General features: G+C 57.6%; 20 protein-coding genes and 2 tRNA genes. 11 read left to right on the top strand and 11 right to left on the bottom strand.

What is annotated here, in order from left to right; translation table 11 throughout:
- Positions 1-130: 130 nt before the first annotated feature.
- Complete coding sequence (dnaB, locus tag ACB042_RS08985; protein ID WP_026035132.1) at positions 131-1,525, bottom strand: replicative DNA helicase; 1,395 nt, start codon at positions 1,523-1,525, stop codon at positions 131-133.
- A gap of 363 nt (positions 1,526-1,888) precedes the next feature.
- Here dnaB and ACB042_RS08990 point away from each other — a divergent pair, with 363 nt between their 5' ends.
- A complete protein-coding gene (locus ACB042_RS08990) occupies positions 1,889-2,749 on the top strand; it encodes a Tim44 domain-containing protein (RefSeq protein WP_005335275.1) in 861 nt (286 codons plus the stop codon).
- A gap of 195 nt (positions 2,750-2,944) precedes the next feature.
- Here ACB042_RS08990 and ushA read toward each other — a convergent pair whose 3' ends face one another.
- Positions 2,945-4,669, bottom strand: a complete 1,725-nt coding sequence (ushA, locus tag ACB042_RS08995; protein WP_236341001.1) for a bifunctional UDP-sugar hydrolase/5'-nucleotidase UshA — start codon at positions 4,667-4,669, stop codon at positions 2,945-2,947.
- A gap of 267 nt (positions 4,670-4,936) precedes the next feature.
- On the opposite strand from ushA, the gene ACB042_RS09000 reads away from it, so the two are divergent.
- The 3 genes from ACB042_RS09000 (at position 4,937) to ACB042_RS09010 (ending at position 6,742) form a co-directional block, all read left to right on the top strand.
- On the top strand, positions 4,937-5,281 hold the full coding sequence (locus ACB042_RS09000) for a DUF2956 domain-containing protein (protein ID WP_005349520.1): 345 nt from the start codon (positions 4,937-4,939) through the stop codon (positions 5,279-5,281).
- A 143-nt stretch (positions 5,282-5,424) separates the two neighbouring features.
- Positions 5,425-5,760, top strand: a complete 336-nt coding sequence (locus ACB042_RS09005) for a hypothetical protein (RefSeq protein ID WP_204480047.1) — start codon at positions 5,425-5,427, stop codon at positions 5,758-5,760.
- Positions 5,761-5,872: 112 nt separating this feature from the next.
- Positions 5,873-6,742, top strand: coding sequence for a hypothetical protein (locus tag ACB042_RS09010; RefSeq protein WP_371178260.1), 870 nt, complete (start codon positions 5,873-5,875; stop codon positions 6,740-6,742).
- Between the two features lie 55 nt (positions 6,743-6,797).
- Here the strand turns inward: ACB042_RS09010 and ACB042_RS09015 are convergent, their stop codons facing one another.
- Positions 6,798-8,204, bottom strand: coding sequence for a sigma-54 dependent transcriptional regulator (locus tag ACB042_RS09015; protein ID WP_005348258.1), 1,407 nt, complete (start codon positions 8,202-8,204; stop codon positions 6,798-6,800).
- 151 nt (positions 8,205-8,355) lie between these two features.
- The gene (gene fkpA, locus ACB042_RS09020; protein ID WP_005335283.1) at positions 8,356-9,159 is read right to left on the bottom strand and encodes an FKBP-type peptidyl-prolyl cis-trans isomerase; all 804 of its coding nucleotides are present in this window, start codon (positions 9,157-9,159) and stop codon (positions 8,356-8,358) included.
- A 118-nt stretch (positions 9,160-9,277) separates the two neighbouring features.
- On the opposite strand from fkpA, the gene ACB042_RS09025 reads away from it, so the two are divergent.
- From ACB042_RS09025 to ACB042_RS09035, 3 genes are all read left to right on the top strand, one after another.
- Positions 9,278-10,246 carry a hypothetical protein gene (locus ACB042_RS09025; protein ID WP_157161313.1) on the top strand — a complete coding sequence of 323 codons (969 nt, stop codon included), beginning with the start codon at positions 9,278-9,280 and terminating at the stop codon, positions 10,244-10,246.
- A gap of 14 nt (positions 10,247-10,260) precedes the next feature.
- Positions 10,261-10,476 carry a SlyX family protein gene (locus ACB042_RS09030; protein WP_005335285.1) on the top strand — a complete coding sequence of 72 codons (216 nt, stop codon included), beginning with the start codon at positions 10,261-10,263 and terminating at the stop codon, positions 10,474-10,476.
- 427 nt (positions 10,477-10,903) lie between these two features.
- The gene (locus ACB042_RS09035) at positions 10,904-11,647 is read left to right on the top strand and encodes a hypothetical protein (RefSeq protein WP_371178265.1); all 744 of its coding nucleotides are present in this window, start codon (positions 10,904-10,906) and stop codon (positions 11,645-11,647) included.
- Between the two features lie 119 nt (positions 11,648-11,766).
- Here ACB042_RS09035 and ACB042_RS09040 read toward each other — a convergent pair whose 3' ends face one another.
- Positions 11,767-12,219: an RNA methyltransferase gene (locus ACB042_RS09040; protein ID WP_069529917.1), complete on the bottom strand. Its 453-nt coding sequence runs from the start codon at positions 12,217-12,219 to the stop codon at positions 11,767-11,769.
- A gap of 204 nt (positions 12,220-12,423) precedes the next feature.
- Here ACB042_RS09040 and ACB042_RS09045 point away from each other — a divergent pair, with 204 nt between their 5' ends.
- Both ACB042_RS09045 and ACB042_RS09050 read left to right on the top strand, forming a co-directional pair.
- The gene (locus ACB042_RS09045) at positions 12,424-13,515 is read left to right on the top strand and encodes a PfkB family carbohydrate kinase (protein ID WP_371178261.1); all 1,092 of its coding nucleotides are present in this window, start codon (positions 12,424-12,426) and stop codon (positions 13,513-13,515) included.
- Positions 13,509-14,417: a pseudouridine-5'-phosphate glycosidase gene (locus ACB042_RS09050; protein ID WP_371178262.1), complete on the top strand. Its 909-nt coding sequence runs from the start codon at positions 13,509-13,511 to the stop codon at positions 14,415-14,417. The genes ACB042_RS09045 and ACB042_RS09050 overlap by 7 nt, the downstream gene beginning before the upstream one ends.
- An 86-nt stretch (positions 14,418-14,503) precedes the next feature.
- On the opposite strand, the gene ACB042_RS09055 is transcribed toward ACB042_RS09050, so the two are convergent.
- From ACB042_RS09055 to ACB042_RS09070, 4 genes are all read right to left on the bottom strand, one after another.
- Complete coding sequence (locus ACB042_RS09055) at positions 14,504-15,229, bottom strand: carbonic anhydrase (RefSeq protein WP_371178266.1); 726 nt, start codon at positions 15,227-15,229, stop codon at positions 14,504-14,506.
- A gap of 350 nt (positions 15,230-15,579) precedes the next feature.
- Positions 15,580-16,854 carry an alpha/beta fold hydrolase gene (locus tag ACB042_RS09060; RefSeq protein WP_371178263.1) on the bottom strand — a complete coding sequence of 425 codons (1,275 nt, stop codon included), beginning with the start codon at positions 16,852-16,854 and terminating at the stop codon, positions 15,580-15,582.
- Positions 16,855-17,280: 426 nt separating this feature from the next.
- Positions 17,281-17,356, bottom strand: a tRNA-Asn gene (locus tag ACB042_RS09065).
- Positions 17,357-17,360: 4 nt separating this feature from the next.
- A tRNA-Phe gene (locus ACB042_RS09070) sits at positions 17,361-17,436 on the bottom strand.
- A 265-nt stretch (positions 17,437-17,701) separates the two neighbouring features.
- On the opposite strand from ACB042_RS09070, the gene rraB reads away from it, so the two are divergent.
- Positions 17,702-18,037, top strand: a complete 336-nt coding sequence (gene rraB, locus ACB042_RS09075) for a ribonuclease E inhibitor RraB (protein WP_026034893.1) — start codon at positions 17,702-17,704, stop codon at positions 18,035-18,037.
- 63 nt (positions 18,038-18,100) lie between these two features.
- Here the strand turns inward: rraB and ACB042_RS09080 are convergent, their stop codons facing one another.
- Entirely contained in the window at positions 18,101-20,056 is a 1,956-nt protein-coding gene (locus ACB042_RS09080) for an EAL domain-containing protein (protein WP_371178267.1), read from the bottom strand.
- Between the two features lie 185 nt (positions 20,057-20,241).
- Between ACB042_RS09080 and ACB042_RS09085 the strand changes: the two genes are divergently transcribed.
- Positions 20,242-20,736 carry a hypothetical protein gene (locus tag ACB042_RS09085; protein ID WP_005335330.1) on the top strand — a complete coding sequence of 165 codons (495 nt, stop codon included), beginning with the start codon at positions 20,242-20,244 and terminating at the stop codon, positions 20,734-20,736.
- A 70-nt stretch (positions 20,737-20,806) separates the two neighbouring features.
- Here the strand turns inward: ACB042_RS09085 and ACB042_RS09090 are convergent, their stop codons facing one another.
- Entirely contained in the window at positions 20,807-25,831 is a 5,025-nt protein-coding gene (locus ACB042_RS09090; protein ID WP_371178264.1) for a choice-of-anchor K domain-containing protein, read from the bottom strand.

Here is a 25,831-nt window from a genome sequence, read left to right on the forward strand (position 1 = left end):
GTCGAAGGCCGGACCGGCATAATTGTCGAACCGGGAAAACAGGCTCTGACGGGCTGCCTTGCAGTGAATGGCAAGCGGGTCAGAGCGGTGGTGGCAATCCTGACCACAGGATTGCCATGATTGTTACTTATCAATAATCGTCGTCAAACGCCGGACCAGCGTAGTTGTCGAACCGGGAGAACTGACCCTGGAAGGTGAGGCGCACTCTTCCGATAGGGCCGTTACGCTGCTTGCCGATAATGATCTCGGCAATCCCCTTGTCCGGGCTGTCATCGTGATAAACCTCATCACGATAGATAAACATGATCAAATCCGCATCCTGCTCGATGGAGCCCGATTCACGAAGATCCGAGTTGACCGGGCGCTTGTCGGCCCGCTGTTCCAGACTTCGGTTCAGCTGGGAGAGCGCCACCACCGGGCACTGCAGCTCTTTCGCCAAGGCCTTGAGGGAGCGGGAGATCTCGCCGATCTCCAGGGTACGGTTGTCAGAGAGCGCCGGGACCCGCATCAGCTGTAGGTAGTCCACCATGATCATCGAGAGGCCGCCGTGCTCGCGCGCCACCCGACGGGCACGGGAGCGCACATCGGTCGGGGTGAGGCCGGAGGCGTCATCGATATACATCTTGCCCTTCTCCAGCAGCAATCCCATGGTGGAGGAGAGGCGCGCCCAATCCTCGTCGTCGAGCTGACCGGTACGCACCTTGGTCTGATCGATGCGACCGACCGAGGCGAGCATACGCATGATGATCTGCTCGGAGGGCATCTCCAGCGAGAAGATAAGCACCGGCTTGTCGGCAGTGAGGGCCGCATGCTCGCAGAGGTTCATGGCAAAGGTGGTCTTGCCCATTGAGGGACGGGCCGCCACGATGATCAAGTCCGAACGCTGCAAACCGGCGGTCATCTTGTCGAGATCGTTGTAACCGCTCGATACCCCGGTCACCCCGTTGTGCGGGGTCTTGAACAGCTCTTCAATCTTGTCGACGGTCTGCTCGAGGATGAGCTTCAGGGGCTGGGGCCCCTCGTTGGCGCTGGTGCGCTGCTCGGCAATCTTGAATACCTTGCTCTCGGCAAGATCCAGCAGATCGCCGGAGGTACGGCCTTGCGGCTCGTAGCCCGCTTCGACTATCTCGTTGGCGACCGAGATCATCTCCCGTACCACCGCCCGCTCGCGCACGATTTCGGCGTAGGCGTTGATGTTGGCGGCACTCGGGGTGTTCTTGGCGATCTCCACCAGATAGGCGAAGCCGCCCGCCTCTTCCAGCTGTTCGGAGCGTTCCAGCTCCTCCTGCAGGGTGATGAGGTCAATGGGGTTGCCCGCGTTGGAGAGACGGGTCATGGCCTGGAAGATCAACCGGTGCGGACGGCTGTAGAAATCCTGATCGATCACCCGTTCGGCAACCCGATCCCAGGCATCGTTATCCAGCATCAGGCCGCCCAGTACGGACTGTTCGGCCTCAAAAGAGTGGGGAGGAACTTTCAGCTGTTGTGTCTTGGCGTCTTTTTTCGCCGTCACTTGCTCTGCCATACACATAAAAACCGCAGCGGGAAGGGGACGGGAATTTTACAAAAGAAAGCCAACTACGGCGAGCCCTATCTGGCGGCTCATACCATCATAAAGGGCCAAACCAGAGTCTGCTCTACCTTGACCATTTTGATTTTGCTTCGCATTTTGCGCTCCTTGCGACTCAATCTTCTGCTTTTCATCCGGTTTACTCCTCTTGTTTGACGCCGCATCGCGGCAACCTCGTTCATGAATAATTCATGCCAGAGGTGATATTGATGAATACAAGCTGCGACACAATTAGGGACAGGCAGCCTGCCATGCGCCTTGCTGAGCTTGCCAAAGCGGAGCATGCCCCACCCACAGACGAGAGTGAAAAGAGTCAAAATGAAAAAGATGCTGACCCTGTTTGCCGTGATCCTGGCCATTGGCCTGGGGGCACCTCACGCCGAAGCCAAGAAGTTTGGCGGCGGCAAATCCTTTGGTAAAAGTTACAAAACTGCGCCGGCCCAGCCTGCGGCCAAACCGGTCGACAACAAGAATCCGACACTGAATGCCCAGACTCCGCCGAAAAAGAGCGGCATGATGGGTGGCCTGCTGGGCGGCCTGCTGGCTGGCGGCCTGTTTGCCTACCTGCTGGGCAGCGGTGCCTTTGAAGGTCTGCAAGGAATGGACTTCCTGCTGATCGCCCTGCTGGCGCTGGGGGCAGTCTTCCTGATCCGTACCCTGCGCAAGGGCAAGGTCGCGACGCCACAGCCACAACAGGCGGCCTATGCGGGCTATCAGCCGCCGCAATCTGCTGCCCCGCAGCAGTTTGAGCAGAGCAACAGCGCCCCGCAAGCCACTGGCTTTGCCGACAGCGACGTGCCGTTCCGCCTGCCGCCAGGCTTTGACATGAACAGCTTCCTGGCCGGTGCCCGCGATCACTATCGCACCCTGCAAGAGGCGTGGAACAAGAACGATCTGGAAAAAGTGCGCGAATACGTCAGCCCCGAGCTGTTTGAACAGCTCAAAGCCGAGCGCGCCGAACTGACTGGCGACCAGCATACCGAAGTGATGTACGTCGATACCCAGCTGGTACGCGCCGACTACGGCAGTGACTGGGCTCAGGTGAGCGTGCGCTTCAGCGGCCGCTACATGGACCGTCAGGAGCAGGTCGAAGAAGACATCAAAGAGGTGTGGCACCTCGAGCGCGATCTGGCCAAGAACAATGCCCCCTGGCATATCGTCGGTATCGAGCAGCTGTAAGGTTCAGATTATCACTACGCAAGAGGCGGCCCACGGGCCGCCTCTTTTCATTTCATCCCCTCACCTGACCTCATACAGGCGATGGCTATCGTCATTGATGATTGAAGAGTTGTAACCGCTACCCAACCAACGACAAAGGGCAGCCACTGGCTGCCCTTGGGGATCACATCTGGAGCTAAACGCACCGCTGACGAATCAGTTACACCCTTCGGTAGACGTTGAGTTTAGATAGCTCACCTCATTACCTGGCTGATAATCGGCCACGTTGATGGTCTTCTTGATCTCGATATACTCCTTCAGCACGGCAGCATCCACCAAACCGGCGTTGATGGTATCGATCTTCGGATAGCCATCACCACCGGAGGCGCTGAAGCTCGGGATCGCGAAGCTGTAAGTTGCTGCCGGATCAAACGCCTTGCCACCGATACTGGTGATATTGACGCTCTTGGCCTGACAATCCACCGCCATGTTGATACCGCCAAACTGGGCATAACCACCGGTATTGCGGGTCTTGCTTGCTACCTGGCCCAGATAGGTCGCCAGATCGCTTCCCTTCATGACAGCCTTGTTGACCGTGTTGCCAAACGGGTGCACCAGCAGCACGCTGCGGTAGGTGATATCACCGGCCGGGATGCTGTCACGGACGCCGCCAGAGTTGACGATACCAAAGTCGACACCCAGCTTGCTGCTGGTCGCCGTGGTGATGAGGCGACCCAGGTTGGTCTGCTTGTTGCGAACCGAGTTGCGATCACCAACCAGCAAGCCATCTGCCGAGCCAATGACGACATTCAGCTCTTGCTGACCTTTCTCCTGGTAACCCAGCAGGGTGTTATACAGCTCGGGATCCTTGGTGATCTCATCCTGTACGAACTGCATCTTGGCCGGGTCCTTGGTTACGGCGCCGTTGGCATCGATCGCTTCGCCCTTGGCGTTGCGCTTGATCAGGTTGACCGGGATCAGGTCATAGCTGGTCAGGGTCAATTTGCCATTCTGGTACTCAAACTGGGCACGGCCCACATACTTGCCCCACTCGTGGGCCTGCATGATCCAGGTGCCATTTTGCTGATCCGGCTGGCAGTTATCACCCGGCTTGAAATTGGCGTACTTGTTGGTGGTACCCGGTTCCATACAGACCGGATTCTGGGAGTGGCCACCAATGATGGCATCCAGAGTCCCTGCCGGCAGTGCACGAGCCATCTCTACATCGCCCGGCGCATTGCTGCCGTGCTGACCATTCTCGTAATGGCCCATGTGAGTGATGGCGAAGACCAGATTGGCCTCCTTGTTGCTGCGGATCTGCTGGCCCAGTTTGGCCGCCTCGCTGGTCGGATCGCGGAACTCCAGGGTCTGCACGTTGTTGGGGTCAACCAGCTGGGCAGTATCCTCGGTGGTCAGGCCCAGTACGGCAACCTTGAGACCGCTCTCAAGCTTGAACACCTTGTAGGGGTCAAAGTAGTGTTTGCCGCTCGCCTTGTCATAGATGTTGGCCGAGAGCATGGGGAACTGGGCCCACTTGCGCTGCTTCTCCAGCACGCTGAGGGGGTTGTCGAATTCATGGTTGCCCACCGCCATGGCATCGTAGCGAATGTTGTTCATCGCCATGAAGTCAGGCTCGGCATCCTGCAGATCGGACTCCGGCACGCCGGTATTCACATCACCACCGGAAAGAACCAGCACGTCACTGCCAGCAGCCTTGGCATCGGCACGCAGCTGCTCGACCAGAGTCTTCTGGGCAGCCATACCATACTCATTTTCGGCGTTGTGCCAGAAACGGCCGTGGGTATCGTTGGTGTGCAGGATGGTCAGTTTGCAGACATTTTCGGTGCAGGGTGCAACGGTGTCATTGGTCGAGGTATTACAGCCAGTCAGTGCAGCAAGCACGGCCAGTGCCACGCCGCCTTTGATAAAGTTATTATTCATTTCCATATCACCTTGATTGTTTTGTTATTTATCAACCCTGTCCAGCGGGTCGGGCGCCAATATAACAAACAACAGATGACCGTTTTTCATCGATGACTCACAAATTCTGCTAATTGTGATCTTCGGCCCAACATCCGGCTTCCTGCTGATTTATCAGATTTTTTGTTGAGTGGTCACTCACTTGTCCCTCTCCCGCACCAAGGAGGCGCCACCCGACGCGCCTTTATGGCATACTCCCCAGCCAGCCATGCCCGAGGAGATGATTTGATGGCCAAGTACGACAAGATTTCCCCCGAGACCCAGCAGGAGGCGATGAAAATTGCCCGTGCCAACCAGAAGCCGGGGCAGACCAAGGAACAGACCCAGCTTATCGCGCAAGGGATCCAGAAAGGCATCGACGAGTACAAGAAGCAGATGAAGGCGCGGGCCCGTGAAGCGAGCCGCCAGAAAAAATTGCAGGCCAAAGCCAGGCAGCCACAGGGCGCGCCCCAAACCGAAGAACAAGACGATCAGCTGGAGCTGGTTGAAGTAAGCCATCAGCATCCCCTGCCCTGGATATTGCTGGTGCTGAGCTGGCTGGGATTTGCTGCAGCCTGGTTCTGGTTGCACTAAGACACGCTAGCAAACCTTTATCCGGGATCCTCTTCACAGCCCGGGCCCGGGCTGCTGGTGATTACCTGCGAAGAGTGATTAAATCCTGCGCCTCTTGCACCGGACTCCCTGTTTTTTGACGATCAGTTTTCAGGAAAGATGTTATGAACCCCGCTCCGCTCTATCTGCTGGCCCCTTTTGTTCTGTTCCTTGTGACCATGCTGCTCTATCGCATTTCGCCGCTGCGGGCGTTCGCCGCCGGCGGGGTACGCTGGTTTATCCTCCCCGCCTTCACCCTGTTTATTTTGCTGATCATCATCAACGGTGCCGCCGATCCCGCCCTGCGTGATCCGGCATTCCACTGGTTGATGCCGGGCCTTGGCTTTGCCCTGAGCCTGTTTCCGGCCCTGCCCAAGGCGCTGGTGCCAAGGCTCGCCATCAAGGAGGGGGCCTTTGCCGCCCTCGGTCTGATGCTGATGAGCCTGGCCATGGTCTACTGATCGGCTGGCACAACCGTTAGCATGGCTCAAGGGGCGCTCTGTGACGGGCGCCCCTTGTACAAACAATGGCCTGCAGGCATCTTGGTGACAGGATAACCAGCAAGGAGGCCAAATGGACAATCCGCCCGATTTCATGGCGTTGTGGGATTATCAGGATCCCGCCGCCAGCGCCCTGCGTTTTCACACCCTTCTTCCCGAAGCGCGTGCTGCAGCCGACCTGCAACTCGAACTGGAGTTGCTGACCCAAATTGCCCGCACCCACTCGCTGCAGCGCCAGTTTGCCGAAGCCCATCAGCTGCTCGACGAGATAGAGCCTCGCCTCACCGACACAACCCCCAGAGCGCGGATCCGGGCCCTGCTGGAACGAGGCCGCACCTTTAACTCGGCGGGCGACAAAGCCAGCGCCAAACCGCTGTTTGAACAAGCCTGGCAATGGGGACTCAAGGAGAAGGAGACCTATCTCGCCATCGACGCCGCTCACATGATCACCATCGCCGCACCACTGGAAGAGCAGAGCCGCTGGCATCAACTGGCGATGGAGCTGGCGGAACGCAGCAGTGACGAGAAGGTGCGCGGCTGGCTGGCCCCCCTTTACAACAATCAGGGCTGGACCCTGTTCGAATTGGGCCGCTTTGAGGAGGCGAAAATCCAGCAGCAGAAGTGTCTGACCTGGCATCTGCAACATAACCAGCCGGCCAAGGCGTTTATCGCTCGCTGGAGTCTGGCTCGCCTGACCCGGGCCCAGGGTCAGCACCAGCAGGCGCTGGCAGAGCTGCACCAGCTCAAGGCCGATATGGCCGAGGCTGGCGAACCTGAGGATGGTTATCTGTTCGAGGAGCTGGGGGAGAATGCCTTGGTGCTGGACGATCCGCTGGCCGCGGAATACTTCTCCCGCGCCTGGTTTCTGCTGTCGCAGGACCGCTGGTTCAGCGCCAACGAGGGGGAGCGACTGGCCCGCCTCAAACGCCTCGCCAAACTCTGATCCCCCAAAATAGCAAGGGCGGCACGCTAGCCGCCCTTTCTGCTGGCAAGATGGTTCAGGCCCGATTGGACTCCTCCCACCCCTGTTTTTTACGGTAAATGGTGGAGGGGCTGATCTCGAGCAGGGCAGCTGCCTTGGGAATATTGCCGTCACAGCTGGCGATGGCCTGTTCGATCACCTCTTTTTCCACCAGCCAGAGCGGACGAATTGGCCCGTTGGCCACGCCGGTGGCGGCCGGAGCCGATGCCACCGCTGCCGCAATCGCAGCCGGCAGCTGGGGACGAACCCCATTGAGCGGTGGCGGCAGAATATCCGGGCTCACCAACTCCTTGTCGTTGAGTACCACGATATTGCGCACCACGTTTTGCAACTCGCGTACGTTGCCGGGCCAGGGGTAGTCGAGCAGCACTCGCGCAGCCTCGACATCAAAATCCTTGAAGCGTTTGTTCTCCTCCTTGGCGTAGCTCTGCAACAGGGTGCGCGCCAGCAGCAGGATATCCTCACCCCGCTCCCGCAGTGGCGGCAGGGTAAGCGGAATGACGTGGAGCCGATAGTAGAGATCCTCGCGAAAACGGCCCGCTTTAACCTCCACCAGCGGATCCCGGTTAGTGGCACAGATAAAGCGCACATCCACCGTCTCGAGCTTGCCGCTGCCGACCCGCTGCACTGTGCCGGTCTGGATAAAGCGCAGCAACTTGCTCTGCAGATCCAGGTCCATCTCGCAGATCTCGTCGAGAAACAGGGTACCGCCATCGGCCAGACTGGCCGCCCCCTTGCGATCCCCCTGCGCACCGGTAAAAGAGCCCTTCACATGACCGAAGATCTCGCTCTCCATCAAATCGTGGGGAATGGCGGCGCAGTTGAGGGCAATAAAGGGCTGTTCGCTGCGGGGACTGCACTGGTGAATCGCCTCGGCACACACCTCTTTGCCGGTGCCGCTCTCGCCAGTGATAAAGACGGTCGCCTTGCTGGGCGCCGCGCTCTCGATGATGCGATAGACCGCCTGCATCGACATGGAGGCGCCGATAAAACCGAAGAAGGAGCTACGCTCGAAGTTTTCTCGATAGTGGGCAACCAGCGAGCTCAACTGCTGGTGTTTCAAGGCATTGCGAACGGTGGCGCAGAGCCGCTTGCTGTCAAACGGCTTGGTCAGAAAATCGAAGGCACCGAGGCGCATCGCCTCCACCGCCACATCCACCGAACCGTGGGCGGTGATCACTACCACAGAGCAAGGCAACTGCTGTTCGGTGATCATCTGCAGAATATCCATACCGGACATATCCGGCAGCTCCAGATCCAGCAGCACCACGGGGGGAGGACTTGCCAGCAACTGCGCCAACGCCTGCTGACCACAGTCGGCCAGCACCACCTCATACCCCTCCTGGCGCAGGTACTGTTCATAGACCACCGCCAGACTACGGGTATCTTCCACCAGCAGGACACGCGATTTATTTTCAGCCACTGGACTCATCCTTGTATTTGATTCTGCGATCTATTTTGCCTTATTTTCGCGCGCAAACCCAACGCCAAGACAGCTCTGTTATCCCGCGATTGCAGGGAATACACAAGTAAAAACGGCTCCTTAAGGAGCCGTTTTTCACTACAAGAAAAGATTACTTCTTGGCATCGTCGGCAGTCGGCTTCTCGATAGCCAGCAGCTCAACGTCAAACACCAACACGGCGTTCGCCGGAATGGAGCCTGCACCGTGCTCGCCATAGGCCAGCTTGGACGGCAGGAAGAACTTGAACTTGGAGCCAACCGGCATCAGCTGAACGCCTTCGGTCCAACCCGGGATAACCTGGTTGAGCGGGAAGGTAGCCGGCTCGCCGCGATCGACGGAGCTGTCGAACTTGGTGCCGTCGGTCAGGGTACCGGTGTAGTGAACCTTGACGATGTCGGTAGATTTCGGCTTGGCGCCAGTGCCCATCTTCTCGACCACGTACTGCAGGCCGGATTCAGTGCTCTTCACACCCTCTTTCTTGGCGTTGGCAGCCAGGAACTCTTCGCCCTTCTTCAGATTCTCAACGGCGTCTTTCTCGGCCTTGGCCTTGGTCAGCTCGTTGATCTTGGCGTCGTAATCCTGCAGTACCTTCTGGATCTCTTCATCAGTCATCTTGGCTTCTTTGCCCAGACCGTCAGTCACCCCTTTCAGGATCACGGCGTTGTCCAGTTTGATGCCCAGTTCCTGCTGACGCTCCAGGGTATTGGCGATGTAACGACCCATGGAGAGGCCAATTGCGTAGCCAGATTGCTCTTCAAAGCTCTTGGCTTCGGCCTTGGTCGCCTCTGCCGGCTTGCTGGCTTCTGCCTTCACTTCGGCGGTATTGGCCGCAGCAGGCTTCTCGTCTTTTTGGCAAGCAGTCAGACCGACGGCAACGGCCGCCGCCAACAGGGACACCTTCAGAAATTTGTTCATCAGTTTCTCCAAACTCCAAATACCGCTCTCGGTTCCATCGTGAAATGAGAGGTTTATCGTGATAAGCGCCTTATACTAACGCCGTGATCGCAGGTAACAAAAGCGTGAGACCGCAAAAATGATAAAAAGTGCCATTTATCTGGTGAGCCTCTGTTTAATGCTCACCGGTTGCGAGCAGAGCTCCCAACCCAACCAGCAAATGCCCCTCGCCAGCACGGGTCTGCTGACCGCAGATCTATCCAGTGATGGCAAGCAGGCCATCGTCTCCAGCATCAGCCAGGGCATCATCGTCTGGGATCTGGAACAGAACCGTCAACGCTGGCGCTGGAAGCAATCCGACTCGGCGGATGATCTGGTATTCATTACCCGTTTTTCCGAAGGCAACAGCCATGCCGTCACCGCTACCCCCGATACCTTTGCAACCTGGCGGCTGAACGACGGGCAATCACAAGGCTACTACTCACTTCCTGAATCCAGGCTGAGGGACATCGCGCTCTCTGCCGACGGTCGTTATGTGCTGATCGGGCGGGAAGATGGCAAAGCTGAGTGGCTCGACACCCGAAGCGGCCGTCGCCTGCAGTTTCTGGGGCACACCGAACAGGTCAATACGGTGGATCTCTCCGCCAACGGTCGCTACGCCCTGACCGGCGGCAACGACTACAGCGCCTATCTGTGGGATACCCGTAGCGGGCAGGTGATCTGGCGCTTCAACCATGGTGGCCGGGTGATCATGGCCAGACTGGAGCCGAGCGGCCGCTACGCCTTCACCGCCGACAGCAGCCGGGCCAGCATCTGGGATCTGAAAACCGGCAAGGAGGTGAGTCAGCTGCAATATGATCACCGCTTCGAGGTCTACACCAGCGCCCGCTTTGCCAACGATGGCAAGTGGCTCATCACCGGCGCCCCTTCCCGTCAGCTCTCCCTGTGGCAAGTGAGCGATGGTGCCCTGCTGCAGAGCTGGCGCGTCTCGCCGCAACCCAAGGTGAAACCGCCCAGCGCAGTGGTCTACGGCGTCGCTTTGCGCGACAATAGCCACCTTGTCAGTGCCAGCTCCAGTGGTCTGGCCGAAATCTGGACAATCAAGTAAGGACCCGAAGGCACATGAGTCAGCAACTTAACGATCGCATCGAAACCCTGGAAACCCGTCTCGCCTATGCGGAGTACACCATAGAGCAGCTCAACGACGAGGTAACCACTCAGGGCCGTGAACTCGATCGGCTCAAATACCAGATCCAGCTGCTGATCGACAAACTGCAAAGCGTACAGCCCAGCCAGATTGCCAGCATGGCCGAAGAGACCCCGCCGCCGCACTACTAAACACAGCGCAAGATCGAGAAGCTAGCTGATCCCCGGGTGAGGCAGCAGAGATTCATAGCCGGGATGACATGACGCGGATGAGGGTCACCTTTTTATATCGCTGTATGGCTGCTACCGCTGAGGTTTATCAAAAACTATATGTTACTTACCTGTACGCATGAGGTGTGCCAACGCTTCATGCAAACAGACGTTGATATTCCCCCTGCTGTCAGACCCGCCCTACATATTTGTGGTTAACCATCTTATTAGCAACAACCAATTGGCCACTATTGACCCTCTCATTAATGAGAACGATTCGAAGGTAAATAACTCTCAACCCTGTAGCAAAATGGAGATACTGGATGTTTTCTCCGCCCGACGCGATCAATGGCATGGTATAAATCAGGTGATAAATGCTCTCCTCACCCCTGCGAGGATAATGCTGACCATGCTGCGCATCGGTTGTTTGCTGCTTTGCTCTCTGTGTGCGATCGCCCACGCTCGCACAGCCGATATTCACGTCTATTGCGATGGCTGGCCCGGTTTCTGCCAACCGGATGGCCGCGGTATCTATCTCGATCTGGTGCGAACCATCTACCAACCCCACGGCTATCAGATCGTGCCCCATATCGTGCCCTACAAACGTGCCGTCGCCATGGTAGCCAGGCAAGAGGGGGATATGGCGATGAGTGTCTATCTGGACGAGCTCAAGGGGGTCAGGCAGCCCCATCAGCCAGCCTCCGCCGATGATGTGACCGTCTTCATGCTCAAGCAGTGGCAGCCGCAATGGCGGGGAGAGCGCAGTCTGGAAGGCGAGACCGTCCTCTGGCGGCGAGGATGGGTGCTGGATAAATATCTTCCGGTCACCATGCGATGGCATGAGATCGACAACCATGAGATGGCCCTGCAGCTGATTGGCAAGGGGCGCTATCGCTATTACCTGACCGCTGGCGTGCTCCATTCTACCGATGAGACCCCGGCCAATATGTACCGCACCATTTTGCGCTGGATCCCGACTTACCCCATTTTTGCCGATACCGAACGGGGCGAGCGGCTACTGCTGCTGTGGGATCAGGAGATGGTGAATCTGATCCGTCGCGGCACGCTGGCCGAGATATATCGCCATTATCACCTCTATGAATACTACCGCGACTTTCTCGAGGAGCAGGCGGTCAAGGCCAGCGAAAAATGATCCCACCATAGGGGAAAGAGAAGGATGCCGCAGCACCGTCAACAGCGGCCACCGCCAGCAACCTGTCCATGAGCAACACCTTTCCATTGCGGTTTGAGTCACCGTAGCAACGCCACAACTCAGGGTTGCCGGAACCCCTTCGCCAATCGGTCATAGAGGATCACATTGACCGAGGCAGCCAGATTCATGCAGCCCTGAGTCGGCACATAAACCACATCTTTCACCGCGCCATAGAGGGCAGGATCGAGCGTGCCATCCTCCGGCCCGAAGATATAAAAAGCGCGTTCCGGATGGACATAGTCGGGGAGCGGTGTAGCGCCATCGATCAGATCGACCACCACGGGCACGCATCCCTGCGGGACAAACGCCATCAGATCATCCACCCCGAGCAGCGGGATCTTCTCCACCATCTGCTTGGTATCGGTGGCAAAGCGGCGCGCCAGCTCGAAGCGGTTGCCGGTGTAGTAGACCTCGTCTACCCCGTAACAGCCCGCAGCCCGCATCACTGAGCCGACATTTTCCGGGGACTTGGGATTGACCAGCCCCACGCAGCAGAATGCACTCTTTTCCATCATCTCTCCTCATCTTGCGGCGGCCATTATAAGCCGTTGCAGGGCCACCGGCCCGTTAAAAGTCCCCTCCCCGGCTAAACCGCTTGCCAACCCAGCTTTGAATGTCGATTTTTTGTGCGCAAGCCGACAAATTTTGTACAAGCTGATGGCCAGCAAACGTTTCCCAGCAATAATAGACAAACGTTTGTAAATGGATGTTTGTCTATGACTGAGCGTGAACAAGAGATCCTAGCCCTGCTGCGTCAGGATCCCATGATTGCCCAGCAGGAGCTGGCCGATCGCCTCGGCATCAGCCGCTCTGCGCTGGCCAGCCACATCTCCAGCCTGATCCGGCAGGGATATGTGCAAGGCAGAGGTTATGTACTGCGAGAGGGCCCCTACGTGGTGGTGATCGGCGGTGCCAATATGGATATTTGCGGCACCAGCCACGACAACCTGTTGCTCGGCGACTCCAACCCGGGCAAGGTGCGCACCTCGGCCGGTGGTGTTGGCCGCAATATCGCCGAGAATCTGGCGCGGCTCGGCAGCGATACCCGGCTGCTAACCGCAGTCGGCAACGACCAGTATGGCCACCATCTATTGGAAGTGAGCCAGCGGGCCGGCGTCGATGTGCGCCAGACTCTGGTGCTCGATGGTCACGCCACCTCCTGTTATCTCAGCCTGCATGATGGTAGCGGCGAAATGAGCTGCGCCATCAACGACATGGCCATCATAGAGCAGCTCACCCCAGCCCGCCTGACCCCCCTCGCAGGCTTTCTCGGTGGTGCCCGGCTTTGGGTGCTCGACACCAATCTGGCTATCCATACCCTCGACTGGTTGTTTGAACGGCAAGGTGAGCACGCCATCTTTGTCGATACCGTTTCGGTGGCCAAAGTGGAGAAGATCCGCCCCTGGCTCGGCAAGATCCACACCCTCAAACCCAATCGAAGCGAAGCCGAGCAGCTGTGCGGCATGACCATCGCCGGGCCCGAAACCTGGCCCATGGTGGCCGCCTGGTTCCACCGCACCGGGGTCAAGCGACTGTTCCTCAGTCTGGGTGAACAGGGGATCTTCTACAGCGATGGCGAGCAGCAGGGCCACCTGTCGGTGCTGGGCAGTCCGGTACTCAACGTCACCGGCGGCGGGGATGCCTTTATGGCTGGTCTCGCCCACGCCTGGCTGCAACAGCTCGACATTGCCCAAACCACTCGCTTTGCCCTGGGCTGCGCCGCCCTCACCGTCAATTGTTCCGATACCGTTTTTTCCGGTCTGAGCAAGACCGCCGTTGACCGCATACTGGAGGAGTACTCATGCTGAACGCTTACCTCGATATCCAACCGGAAGTTGCTGCCGCGCTGGCTGCCGGCAAACCGGTCGTCGCCCTCGAATCCACTATCATCTCCCATGGCATGCCCTATCCACAGAACGTGGAGACGGCCCGTCAGGTGGAGCAGGTAGTGCGCGATAACGGCGCCATTCCGGCGACCATCGCCATCCTCGACGGCCGCCTCAAAGTGGGTCTCGATGCCGGTGCGCTGGAAGCGCTGGGCCGGGCTGGCCATGCGGTTACCAAGTGCAGCCGCCGCGACATTCCGTTCGTGCTGGCGCGCAAGGGGATGGGGGCCACCACGGTCGCCTCCACCATGATCATCGCCGCCATGGCGGGGCTCCGGGTCTTTGCCACCGGTGGTATCGGCGGGGTACATCGCGGCGCGCAGGAGACCTTCGATATCTCGGCCGACCTGCAGGAGCTGGCCCAAACGCCGGTGGCCGTAGTCTGTGCCGGAGCCAAGTCGATCCTCGATATCGGGCTGACCTTGGAGTATCTGGAGACCCAGGGCGTGCCGGTGATCGGCTATCAAACCGAGGAGCTGCCCGCCTTCTACACCCGCGAGAGCGGCTTCAAGGTCGACTACCGACTGGATAGTCCAGCAGCCATCGCCGAGGCGCTTCGCCTCAAGTGGGAGCTGGGACTGGCGGGCGGCGCCGTGGTGGCCAACCCCATCCCGAGCGCACACGCCATGCCAAAAGCCGATATCGACGCAGCCATTGCCCAAGCGCTCCATGAAGCCGATGAGCAGGGGATCAAGGGCAAAGCGTCTACCCCCTTCCTGCTGGCCCGCGTCTGCGAGCTGACTGGCGGCAACTCGCTGGCGGCCAACATCCAGCTGGTACTGAACAACGCGGCCCTCGGTGCCCGGATCGCTGCCAGCCTCTGATCGCACGCCGATACCTCGCCATGTAAAAGAGGGCCTCGCGGCCCTCTTGTTGTTTTTGCTATCTGCAGCGCTATTACAACACTGTGTTATTGCAGTACCACGCGCCCATTGAGGGGCTGCACCGGCCGGTTGTTGGGGTGGTGCATCACCGCCTTGAAGGCGTCGATCTGGGCCTGACTGACCTCAACCGGCTGCTTCATCACCAGCCAGCGCACTCCTTCCGAGCAGGGAGGCGTAGTAAGGGAACCGCTGAAGCGATAGTAGTCACGGCTCTCGGGCAACAGTTGCTCAGCAGAGAGCGGCGCCTTGAGGGCCTGGGTCTCCCCCACCTTGGCCGGTAATGCACTCCAGGCAGCCGCCAGCACCGGATTGGCCTTGCCAGCCTCGAACATCACCGCCACCACGGCGATCTCTCCCTTGTCACTGACGTGTACCAGATGCCCTTCCAGCGGATAGGATTTGCCCTCGATGAGGTTCTCACTCGGGGCGTGGAAGTGGAACTGCTTGAGTTCAAACCTGGTGCCATCGAGTTGCAAGGTGCTACCCGGGGCATAACCGACCTGCACGGTATGACCGTTGTTGACCACTGTATTGCCACCCGCCTTATAGTGGAGTACCAGCGGTGCCAGTTTGGCCTCGACCAATCCGCTCAGGTTAACCGGCGACTGATTGCTGCCCGCACACTGACCAAACTCAGGGGTCAGCTTGGCCCAGTGGGCAGGCCCCGCCTCACCGCTATATTCCCAATGGGGGGTGGCAGCAAACACGACAGGGCACAGCAACAGGGAGCAGGCCAACAGAGACTTTCTCATCATACATCCTTATCTTGATTGAAAAGCACGACCATCCCCTCCCCCGGATAGCGGGGCATGCAGAGATGGCATATCTGATACGCGGGATACAGAGCATCGGAGCGACTTTCTAATGGTAACGAGCACGGGTTGGTCAATCGGTTTGACCGCTGCTCAATACAGAGTCGTTTGGCAAGTATATGGTGAGGGATCGACAGAGACAGTGAAAGAGGGGGAAATTAATCAGCCGGCTATCCACTCATCGTCTGGCAGGCGCGGGGCAAGGTTCAGGGTGTCACGCTTTCATAACAACCATCCATCACAACCATTACGGGAGTCCGGGCTCCCGCGATGGTTGCCGATAACGGCAATTAACGGTCGCGATTCAACGCGATCAGACGATCAAGAATCGTCTCACCATCGGCACGCAAACCGTTATGCTCATATTCATTGGTGATCCAGGCGCGACTGTTGCCAAGCCCACGCAGAGTTTCGCGACTGTAGTCAAACTCCACATACATATCCTCGGCATAAACGGCGCATGCTACCGGCACCTTGTTGCGGGCCAGTTGGGCCGGATTATAGAGCGCCCCCCAGTCCGCCTTGTTGGCCAGCAGATGAGCCGCCTCTTTCAGGAGCTGCAACTCGCGGAACTGCTCGAACATCCAGGGGTAAACCATCTCGCCGGTGAAGGCGAAATCCTTGCCTGGCGCCCAGTTCACCGCAGGAAACTCCCCTCTGACCCGATCTGCCGCCCAGCGAGTCGCCTCCCCTTCGGCGTAGATAGCCTCGTGCAGAATGGCAAACAGCGGGTTGGTATTGAATGGCTGCATGCTCTGCACCTGATAGAGAAAGGCCGGGCTCAGCTTGTCGCCGATAAAGGCCTCTTCCAGCAGGTAATAAAGCTCCTCAAAGGCACCCGTAGCACCGAGATCCAGCCCTTGCTGCTGGAACTGCTCCACCGTCAGGCGCTGGCCGTTGGGCAGTCGCACATCATGCTGGTGCAGATGGTTGGCCAGCCGGTTGGCAATCCCCTGAGCATGGGGGAAGCGGGCGAAGAAGGCTCGGTTCTTGTCAGCCACCCTCTGGTAGGTGGCGCGGTAAACCTCCTCGGCGCTGCGGCCAATCGGCGCGATGCCGCCGGTGATATAGACCTCCCGCAGGCTATCGGGGAAGAGCGAGAGATAGGTCAGGCAGCAAAAACCGCCAAAGCTCTGACCAAGCAGGCTCCAGCGATGCTTGGGGCTGAGCTCCTGCCGGATGAACTCGGCATCTTGCACTATGCTGTCGGCGCGAAAATGGCCGAGATACTCCGCCTGCTCAGCCGGGGTCATTTTGGCCAGACTATGCCCGTGGATGGGGCTCGACATCCCGGTGCCACGCTGATCCAGCAGCAGCACTCTGAACTCCTGCAACGCCCGTTTGAGCCAACCACTGTTGGCCGTCGGGCGTGGCGCCCCGAATCCCGGCCCCCCTTGCAGAAAAAGCAGCCAGGGCAACTTCTCATCGAGCTTGTCTTTACGGCAGAGGGTACGGGCAAACAGAGTAATGCTGTCACCATCCGGCTCATCATGATCGAGGGGAACAGTAAAAAAGTGCGGCTCGCAATGAATGCCGTCCAGTACATAGCTCAAGGGGCTGCTCATCTGGGATCTCTCCGTCAGGATGGGAACATCATTGATCCCATCATATCCCCGCTCGGCCACAGGGTCACTCCGGTTTTCCAAAATGTTAACAATGGCTTAAAGGTCGAAATATCACCCGACAAGCCGCTCTTCAACGCTGCTGAATTAATTGTTTTGCGGGGGAGATTGACGCCATGGCGCCATTCAACAAAGATGGCTCGCCTGCACAGGAGTGCAGCCATTCAGGCCGACAAAATGGATAAGGGAATGTGATGAAACCGAAGTGGATCAGGGCCAGAAAAAAAGAGAAAAAGCCATGCCCTGGCAGCATGTTGCAAACCGGAATGCTGCTATTCAGTGCCACCTGTGGCGCGACGCTCTTTTTGGCCGCATGCAACAGCAACTAGAAATGAAAAAGCCCGCTCGATTGAGCGGGCTTTTCGAATTTGGCTCCTCCTACTGGACTTGAACCAGTGACATACGGATTAACAGTCCGCCGTTCTACCGACTGAACTAAGGAGGAATTATGGTGCCCAGAGACGGAATCGAACCGCCGACACGGGGATTTTCAATCCCCTGCTCTACCGACTGAGCTATCTGGGCAACGGCGCGCATTAAACCCTTTCCAGCGCAGAGTGTCAACCATGATGGCACGATAAAAAGCGCGTTCGCTCAACAACCGAACGAAGCGGCCATTTATTATCCATTTCAGCCCTGTTTGCCATACTCGCTGTCCTCTGAACACCCTGCAGGCTGCGCCAATATGATGGAAATTCGAGGTTCAGTGGGTCCGCCGCATTGAGCCGAATCCACTCTGCGAGTATGCTTTGCCGCAATGATACCGCCTGGAGGCAACATGAGTCTGAATATGCAAGAGTGGCGTGATGAGACCACCGAGATCGTCAACGAACTGCTGGCCGATGGCAGCAATCCCGATGCGGATTACGACATCGAGCACCACTTCGCCTGCCAGGATTTCGACCGTCTGGAAAAAGCAGCGGTTGACCTGTTCAAGGCCGGTTTTGAAGTGACCGATGCCGAAGAGATGGAGCTGGATGACGGCGCCACCATCTTCTGCTTCGATGCCACCATCGAGTGCAAGCTGAATGTCGAAGCGATCGTCGCCGATATCGCCAAGATGCTGCCCATCCTGGAAAAATACGGGGTGGATTACGATGGCTGGGGCACCTACTTCCAGGATTGATCCTGCCTCCATCGTAAAACAACAAGGCCACCTTGCGGTGGCCTTGTTGTTTCTGACGATCTCTCACACCAGATAGCTGGCAGCAAACTCCGCCGGCGGCAGGGGGCGACTGAACAGATAGCCCTGTAGCCGATCACACCCCGCCTCGGTCAGCCACTGCTGCTGCTCGGGCGTTTCCACCCCTTCGGCGGTGATCCGGATCCCGAGTTCATGGCCCAACCCGATGACTGAGCGCACGATAGCGGTGGTCGCACTATTGCTGGCCAGCCCCTGAGTGAAGCTGCGATCCAGCTTGAGGGTCGCCACCTGCAAACGCGGCAGATAGGCCAGCGAACAGTAACCAGTACCAAAGTCGTCGATGGCCAACTGAAAACCAGCGGCGATCAGGTTGTCGAGGTTGGTCTCAATCTCGTCGGCGTTCTCCATCAGTACCCCTTCGGTGATCTCCAGCTCCAGTTGACTGGCCTTGAGACCATGGCGAGCGATGCAGGCTGAGACCCGCTCACAGAGCGCCGGATCACGGAACTGCAGCGGCGAGAGGTTGATGGAGAGCACCATATCCGGCTGCGCAGTTTGCCACTGCGCCAGCTGGGCACAGCCCTGCTCCAGCATCAGCTGACCCAGTTGACCGATGATCCCCATCTCTTCCGCCAACGGAATGAATTCGTCGGGGGAGATCATCCCAAGCTCGGGATGGGGCCAGCGACAGAGCAGCTCGGCGCCATGCAGCCGGTGAGTGCGGGTACAGATGATGGGCTGATAGACGGCAACCAGCTGGGCGGACTTGATAGCGAGCGGCAACTGGGCGGCGATCAGCTGACGCCGCTTGAGCCGGGCATGCAGCTCAGGATCAAACAGGGTGCAGTACTGCTGCTGCCGTTTGCCCTGCGCCAGCGCAGCCTCGGCATGACTGAGCAACCGCTCGGCATCGCTTGCCCGCCCCTGGGCCAGCCCGAGAAACACCGGGATCTGGATGCGGTGATCTTCCACCTGATAATGCTCCATCAACTGCTGCTGCAGATGCTGGCTCCACCCCTGCAATGGCTCATTGAAGTCCGGCAACAGCAGGCTGAAGTCATCGGCAGCGACCCGACAGAGCAGGGAACGCGGCGGCACCAGCTGCTGCAACCGCTTGGCTACCTGGCTCAGCAAGCGGTCGGCAATCCGGATCCCGAAGCGATCGTTGATTTCACGAAAATGGTGCAAGTCGACGAGTACCAGCGTGGCACTGCGCCCCCCAAGATGGCGGCTGGTCTGCAAGAACCGGGAGAGTTTGAGCAGTCCGGTCAGACTGTCGTAGTGCTGCTCCTGCTGCAACTGCGCCTGAGTGGTGCGCAGGCCGGTGATGTCACGCCCCAGCGTCAGGATCCCGAGGGAGTGGCCGTCACCATCGGGCACATCGACCCGGGTGATCTCCATGTGTCGCCCCTGCCCGCTGGCATCCAGCAGACAGCACTCGCCATGCCCCATCCCCTGCGGCGCCGCCAACCGGAACGGCAGTTGCTGACCCAGCACCTCATCCGCCCCTTGGCCGATAAAGTCGAGAAACGCCTGATTGCACTCCAGCAACACCCCGTTGTGATCATCAAAACGGATCAGGTCAGGAATGGCATCGAGCAGAAAACGCTGCAACAACTGCTGCTGTTTGACCGTTTGTTCCAGGCTCTTGCGCTGGGCAATCTCGTTAACCACGCCGAACACTGCGCAAGCTTCCCCCTGCGGAGTGTAAAGAGGCACCTTGTGCACCTCCATCCAGCAGGTATTCCCGCCCCGGTTGCAATGAAGCTGCTGATACAGCATCGGCACGCCTCCGGCAAGCAGCTGCTCATCCTCACTGCGAAAGAGATCGCCCCATGGCATCTCTGCATCTGTCTTGCCGACTACCTCGGCAGGCGACTCCAGCTTGGCTTCACGGGCGAACTCACGATTGGCGAACAGGTAACGCCCATGACTATCTCGACAGAAGATACTCATTGGCAATTGGTCGATGATCTGCTGCAGCAGATCCGGGGTGAGCATGTTGGTCACAGGGGTGCTTATGGAGGAATTTCGAGCAAATCTATGATAGCAAACCAATTTTGTAAAGCACCCCGATCACCTCCCCATAACATCGAACGTTGGATGGTTGCTGACAGAGATTGTCGCTCCGGCGATAATAGGTGCCGGTTGGCCAATGGCCTGGTGATATGGACGAGAGAAACAAGATGAAAAAGATTATGGGGAGCGCATTGGCGCTGCTGCTGGTTGGTTGTGCTGGTGACAATAACGGCGGTGAGGAGTATCGCTACAACCCGCCAATTGCCAAGGCAACCAACAACACTCAGGAAATGGCAATCCCGGTGGATCTGGTGTGGGCTCGCGCCGAGAAGTGGTTCACCGATCACGGCCTCACCATCGAAAACAGCCAGCGTGGCTCCGGCCTGATGACCGCCAACGTCAACCAGTCAGCCGACGGGCTGGAGTGGCTGGACTGCGGCACCATGGGTTCCAAAGTTGCACTGGGCAACCCGAACCTGCAGATCAACCTGATCATCACCCAGAGCGGCAACAGCAGCGTGGCCACCGTCAATGTCAAGGGCAACACAGAACTGTTCTTCGTTGAATCCTCAGGCGAGCGCGTACCGGCCCCGTCCATCAAGCCGGTCTGTGTCTCCCGCGGTACCCTGGAGCAGAGCCTGTTCGCCACCCTCGGCAACTGATTTCGCTTCCCTGCAAAGATAAAAAAAGCGGCAGATTGCTCTGCCGCTTTTTTATTGCCCCGAGTTGGGCTTACTTGTCGATATCGAGCATGTTGTTGGTCAACATGTAATCGATCACCTGGTTGGCCGTGGTGCCAGAACCGCCCGTCAGACTGTCGAAGGTATGGTTCATCAACACAATCTCCTGAGTCACCGGCGCAGTACTGCTCTCCTTGACCTGCAGGTGCACCCCTTCATTGTCCTGGAACACCGAGAGCAGACTCTTCAGATCGGTCGTACTGTGAGAACCATCGTGATCCAGCAAATCGCTCAGATCCAGCTTGTCACCTTCCAAACGGTTGATGGAGCCTGACCCCTTGTTGAAGTCCATGATGTAATCCTTGGTCAGGGAGCCGGATACTGTATCTCCCTGATTCCAGACGAAAGTATCTGAACCGCCGTCACCACGCATTACATCGTTGCCGAGCCCGCCGATCAGGATATCGTTACCCAGACCGCCGCGCAGCGCATCGTTATGACTACCGCCATCGATGTAGTCGTCACCGGTACCGCCAAACAGGATATCGGAACCTGACTGCCCGTAGATCTTGTCATTGCCGCTGCCACCATTGACCACATCCGCTTTGCTACTGCTGACATCAACACTCAGCAACAGACCGTCGCCATCGAGCATGGCATCTGTGCCAGACAAGCTGCCTGTCATGATGTGATGAGCCTTGAGCTGATTTACCGTCAGTTGCAACGAATCGTCGCTACCGAATCCATCAGCCCCGGTTTTGCCTGCATAAATCACATCATTACCGCTGCCGGTTTCGATATGGTCATTGCCTGCACCGCTGCTGACGGTCTGGGCGGCATTTCCCTTGTTGTAGCTGGTACCGGCATGTATGTGGTCGGTACCGCCGTTACTGGTAGTGACTTCGCCCAGCAGATTACCGCCGAAGGAAACATCAAGACGGTCAGGATTAGCCGCTCTCTCGCCATTGCGTACCACGATAGAGTCGTTGAGGTCAGTACCATCTACCGTCAGCGGCAGATGAACCGGAACCCCGTTGCTGTCCACCGGATTGACGCTGATGGTCAAGGTGCTGTTGGTGGTATCGCCATCACCATCGCGCACGCTGTAGCTGAACACCTCGCGTGCATCAGCCGGGATCTGGCTGCCATTCTTGGTGACCTGATAGGTATAGGCACCGTTGGCCAGAATGGTCAGTACCCCGTACAGGCCAACTACCTGGGTACCCGCACCATTGGTATAGGTGGTCGAGCTGCTGCCGACTCCGTAGCCAATGACACTCAGACCACCATCAGCACCGGCAAGATCGTTGGCCAGCACATTACCTGTGGTCTGTGGCAGCTGATAACCAGACCCTTCAACCAACTTGACGATCAGATCGAAGCTATTCGTTGCATTTTCTTTGGTATAGACAGTCTTCACCACGTTGCCACCCGCATCGCGGAAACCCAGTACCTCCAGCGTGTATGCCTTACCTTCAAAGTTGAAGGTAGCAGTCGTATTACCGATTGAGATGATGTCATCACCATTCCCCCATCTGTCATTGGGGGTTTCGTTATGATTGAAATTCACAACAAGTTTTATTGGCGTGACCCGTCCCAATGCATCAGTTACGGAGAAAGTAACCTCCATCGTTGCAGCACTGATAGCATCGTTATAAATCGGGTTGTTGTAATGAGTGAATGTGCCCAGTTTGATCTCTTCATTGATCGGAATTGCACCGTTCAACGCGGCATCATTGTCCATGAAACCGTAACCAGAGGGATTGTTACCGCCTCCCCAGCGAATTTGATCCAACCCAGAATCATTGTCATTAGAGTCCCCTCTGGTCACGGAGGATCCACCTCTCCAATCAGTCCAGTTTGCCTCGATACCACTCACATCAAACGAATCAACCAGAACGCTAACTCGGGCATCATCGACCACTGCAACCGGCACATCGTCACGCACAGCCAAGTCAAACGAGCCAGTGGCAGTCTCAGCTCCAGATTTGCTTACCTCATAGTTGACGGTAAAGCGCAGTTCGTCCTGGCTGGTCAACGCTGTGCTCTGACCATCCACTGTGTGGCTAAGCGGCTTGAGCAGAGTAAAGGTGTAGCTCGGTGGATTGGCACTGTTATCCACCGTCACAGTAAAGGCTACATTGGCGGGGTTGTTACCAAAGTACCCTTTGAGCCCGACGCCATCCTGAACAACATTGACCGGCTGACCATCAATACCCGTCACCCCGCTCAGACCCGTGATGCCAACAAGTTTGAGTTGTACGCCAGAGACATTGCCACCACTGCCATCAGTCACCTGCAGCGACTGAGTCACAGAACGCGGGCCGCTAGCAGGCATACCCACAGGCTCAGGCAAGTGTGCATTTCCGCCAGACAAACCATCCTCATCAACCAGACCATTGCCCAGTCGCACAGAGAGATCGTTGTCAGTAATGGTTCCGGCTCCGGTCACACCACCTACTGTCAGAGTCAAGGTTTCAGTCTGTTCTACCAACTTGTCATTCACTGTCGGCACTGACACGGTAAAGCTCGTCACACCAGCTGGTACTGAGATTTTGCCTGTGCTGCTGTTATAGGTAACACCGTGACTGAACTGCAGAGTTCCCCAGTCAGAGTTAGAGGCAGCATGAGTACCACTGCCCGCGATTGAGAGGCTGTACTCAGTCGCTACATTAGTCGCACCACTCAAGGTCACAACATGCTGCAAGGTAGCCCCTTCAACCACAGTGGCACTCAATACACCGGTTACATCAGGGCGCGCCAGCGGGTTGACAGCAAAGCTGCCTTGCGAGCCGTCACCGTCCCGATCATAGGCCTTGAAGGTGAAGTCGATGTCGCCATCACCAACCGGGCGCTGCATCTCTGCATACTGGAAGAATTCCCACTTGCCCGTTGCAGGCGTGAATTGCATCTTGAAGATCAAGCTGCCATCACTGGCCTTGCCAACCATGCTGTTGGCACCTTCCGCGGTAATGGTAATTGCCAGACCAGCTGCCGTTTTCAGACCCGTTTCAACGGTGCCGGTAACCAGCTCCAGACGCCCTTTACCATCAGCTCCCCATTGCGGTGCCAATGTCCCCGAGCCATAGGCAATTGCCTGCGGAGTAGAGGAGCCAAGGAACTCGATAGACTTGACTGTAAAGTCGCTGTTGTCCTTGACGTTGAACGAATTGCCGTTATCGGTTGCTTTGATCACCATGGTGTCAAAACCACCCTGCTGCACTTGGAAGTTCTGGTTGTACTCTCCACCCGCCGCATCCGACCTAAAGGGAAGTGTTGAGATCAGAACTCCATCACGGTAGAACTCGACCACACCACTCTCCAGCTCACCACCGAACATCTTGCTGAACTCGATCTTGGCACCGTAAGCCACAGTGCCAGCATCCAGTTTGATCACCAGCTCTTCAGATACCCCTGAGCCGTCGGCCAGTTTGCGGAAATCGACCTCGTTCTCAATATTGTGGTAAGGGGCTGTCGAGCTCTTGACACCAATACCTTCGCTCGAGCCATTAACCAGCGCATCAGTCAGAGCAGTAGATGTTGAAGAGAGGAAACCTTTAGCCGTGATGGTGAACTTGCCACCATCAATGCTGGTGCTATTCCCGCTATAGCCGATCATGCTGAACTTGCCGGTCAATACATCAGGAATACTGGTTTTCACCAGCGAAACCGCGGCAGCATCGCCAGCGATGGGGGCATCGTCCTCAACTGTGATAGGCAGACTACCGGTAGTGGTTGTTTTGCCATCCGATACGGACACACCCACCTGGAAGCTAATCGAGTCTTCACTTCCCTTAACCGGATGGTCAAGCGGCGCCTTGAGGGTAACATCGTAGCTCCAGTCGCCCTTGGTGCTACCGGTAGGCGCGGTCAACTTGACATCAATGACCGCCTTGTAGTCCGCTCCGCCCTGAGTGCCGGTATAACCGCTCAACACTTTGGTAGTTGCATTCCAAGCCCACTGAATTACAGCACCACCGGAAGTCAAAGCGGTGGAAGGTGCACTCAGAGTAACGTTTAGTGTGTCCTGACTATCTACATCCCCAACAGTGATCTTACCGCTGGCAGTCACGCTGTCGGTGGTATCGCTGCTGCCCGCAGTATCCTTAATACCACCGGAAAGCCCCTCTTCTGAGAGGACAGCCCCGCTGGAGATGGACTGCGTCGGCAGATCGTTGACCGCATCCACCTTGATGGTCACGGTTGCGGGACTCGCATCCACGGCGCCGTCGTTGTCTACTGCCGCATAGTTGAAGCTGGTGTTGCCGTTCCAGTTCGCATTCGGAGTGAAGGTGAGCTTGCCGGCGTCCGCCACCGCAATGCTCTGATCCACCGTCACCGCCACCCCGTTCAGATAGAGGATACCGTTGGCAGGCAGGCTCTTGATGGTGAAACTCACCACGTTGCCATCAATGTCGCTGCCACTGAGGGTCGGAATGGCGATGCTGGCAGCATCTTCCTGGCCGTTTGCCTGCTTGTTCGCCGTCTCCGGCGCTTCATTCAGGATCTGCGCGTTGTCGCTGCCCGGCAGTGAGACGTTGCCCGCCTTGTCGGTCTGGGTCGCCGTCACCGTCAGCGACTTGCCGTTGGCCGGGGTCATCTCGGTCCAGCTGATAGTGCCGTTGTTGTAAGCAAAACCGGTCGCCGACTGGCCATTGGCCAGTTGCAGCACCCCGTTCACCAGCTTCAGCTCGACCGTGCTGGTTGCATCACCATTGGTGATGGTCAGGGTCACTTTGCCGCCCGCAGTCAACTCGGTATGGTTGACCTCGGCCTTCACCTGCACCTGGTTATCACCGATCTCACCTTTGCTCAGCAGCTGATCGTTGTTGACGTCATCCATGATGGTGACTTTCGGGGCATTAGTCTCTGTGCTGTCCACCACCACGTTCTGGCTGACGGTTTTGCTGTTGCCCGCCACGTCGGTCACGGTGGCCACCACCGGGTAGGTGCCATCCGCCAGCTCGGTGCCGGTCAGATCCACGCTCCAGTTGCCATTGGGGTCAATCACCAGCCCTTTGCCACTGGTGTAATCCTTGCCATTGATGGTCACCACCAGGGTGCTGTTGTCACCCAA

It is taken from the genome of Aeromonas sp. S13(2024), from assembly GCF_041402405.1.
GTDB classification, from domain to species: domain Bacteria; phylum Pseudomonadota; class Gammaproteobacteria; order Enterobacterales; family Aeromonadaceae; genus Aeromonas; species Aeromonas veronii.